The organism is Brevibacterium album DSM 18261 (assembly GCF_000426445.1).
In the GTDB taxonomy this organism is placed as follows: Bacteria; Actinomycetota; Actinomycetes; order Actinomycetales; family Brevibacteriaceae; genus Brevibacterium; species Brevibacterium album.
The window spans coordinates 1-1,843 of record NZ_AUFJ01000004.1 but is presented as its reverse complement, the minus strand read 5'-3'; the positions used below and the strand labels follow the sequence as shown (position 1 = coordinate 1,843).

General features: G+C 56.7%; 1 rRNA gene. It reads left to right on the top strand.

Going from position 1 to position 1,843, the window contains the following annotated elements:
* Window positions 1-176: 176 nt before the first annotated feature.
* Window positions 177-1,717 (top strand): 16S ribosomal RNA (locus tag K318_RS0100095).
* Window positions 1,718-1,843: the final 126 nt, after the last annotated feature.

The following is a 1,843-nucleotide window of genomic DNA, read 5'->3' as shown; positions in this document are numbered from 1 at the left end:
GGATGGGTTTGTGTGTCTGTTCTTTGAGAACTCAATAGCGTGTTTGTTTGTTTTTATGATGCCAGTATGTTTTATGTGCTGGTGAATCAGAACCCTGTCCATCAGCCTCCTGTGTGGGGTTGGTGTGGTTTTTGATTGACTGGTCAGGATTGCGCACACATCCTTAATGTTGTGTGTTTTTGGAGAGTTTGATCCTGGCTCAGGACGAACGCTGGCGGCGTGCTTAACACATGCAAGTCGAACGCTGAAGCCCTCAGCTTGCTGAGGTGTGGATGAGTGGCGAACGGGTGAGTAACACGTGAGTAACCTGCCCCTGACTGTGGGATAAGCCTGGGAAACTGGGTCTAATACCGCATATGACATGTCCTCGCATGAGGGTGTGTGGAAAGGTTTTTCTGGTTGGGGATGGGCTCGCGGCCTATCAGCTTGTTGGTGGGGTAACGGCCTACCAAGGCGACGACGGGTAGCCGGCCTGAGAGGGCGACCGGCCACACTGGGACTGAGACACGGCCCAGACTCCTACGGGAGGCAGCAGTGGGGAATATTGCACAATGGGGGAAACCCTGATGCAGCGACGCCGCGTGAGGGATGACGGCCTTCGGGTTGTAAACCTCTTTCAGCAGGGAAGAAGCCCCCTTGGGGGTGACGGTACCTGCAGAAGAAGTACCGGCTAACTACGTGCCAGCAGCCGCGGTAATACGTAGGGTACAAGCGTTGTCCGGAATTATTGGGCGTAAAGAGCTCGTAGGCGGTTCGTCGCGTCTGCTGTGGAAACGCAAGGCTCAACCTTGCGCGTGCAGCGGGTACGGGCGTAACTAGAGTGCAGTAGGGGAGTCTGGAATTCCTGGTGTAGCGGTGAAATGCGCAGATATCAGGAGGAACACCGGTGGCGAAGGCGGGACTCTGGGCTGTTACTGACGCTGAGGAGCGAAAGCATGGGGAGCGAACAGGATTAGATACCCTGGTAGTCCATGCCGTAAACGTTGGGCACTAGGTGTGGGACTCATTCCACGAGTTCCGTGCCGCAGCTAACGCATTAAGTGCCCCGCCTGGGGAGTACGGCCGCAAGGCTAAAACTCAAAGGAATTGACGGGGGCCCGCACAAGCGGCGGAGCATGCGGATTAATTCGATGCAACGCGAAGAACCTTACCAAGGCTTGACATACACCGGGATGTGCCAGAGATGGTTCAGCCTCTTTTGGGGCTGGTGTACAGGTGGTGCATGGTTGTCGTCAGCTCGTGTCGTGAGATGTTGGGTTAAGTCCCGCAACGAGCGCAACCCTCGTTCTATGTTGCCAGCACGTGATGGTGGGAACTCATAGGAGACTGCCGGGGTCAACTCGGAGGAAGGTGGGGATGACGTCAAATCATCATGCCCTTTATGTCTTGGGCTTCACGCATGCTACAATGGCCGGTACAAAGGGTGGCGATACCGTGAGGTGGAGCGAATCCCAGAAAGCCGGTCTCAGTTCGGATCGTAGTCTGCAACTCGACTACGTGAAGTCGGAGTCGCTAGTAATCGCAGATCAGCAACGCTGCGGTGAATACGTTCCCGGGCCTTGTACACACCGCCCGTCAAGTCACGAAAGTCGGTAACACCCGAAGCCCATGGCCCAACCAGCTTGTCTGGGGGGAGTGGTCGAAGGTGGGACTGGTGATTGGGACTAAGTCGTAACAAGGTAGCCGTACCGGAAGGTGCGGCTGGATCACCTCCTTTCTAAGGAGCATCACACGAGCGTGCCCTGTGCGCACTGCCCTGTCTGTCCCCTGCTTCGGTGGGGGTGTGTGGGGTGTGGGTGTGTGGGGTGCGTGTGGCCGCTTGCCTCACCGTGCGTGTGAGGGG